Raw genomic sequence first — 261 nt, 5'->3', positions numbered from 1 at the left:
CCAACGACGTCGCGAAGTACTTCGCGATCATCCCGGCGGCGTTCGCGACGACCTACCCGCAGCTGCGCGTGCTCGACATCATGCATTTGACGTCGCCGTCGTCGGCGATCCTGTCGGCGGTGATCTTCAACGCGCTGATCATCGTGGCGCTGATCCCGCTCGCGCTGAAGGGCGTGAAGTACCGTCCGCTCGGCGCCGCGTCGCTGCTGCGCCGCAATCTGCTGGTCTACGGCCTTGGCGGCATCCTGCTGCCGTTCCCGT

The 261-nt window shown here is 66.3% G+C and carries 1 pseudogene; it reads left to right on the top strand.

What is annotated here, in order from left to right:
* Positions 1-261: pseudogene (locus FAZ69_RS33105) on the top strand (potassium-transporting ATPase subunit B); the annotation flags it as partial.

It is taken from the genome of Trinickia terrae, assembly GCF_005144415.1.
GTDB classification, from domain to species: Bacteria; Pseudomonadota; Gammaproteobacteria; order Burkholderiales; family Burkholderiaceae; genus Trinickia_A; species Trinickia_A terrae.
This window is presented reverse-complemented; position numbering and strand designations above follow the sequence as displayed.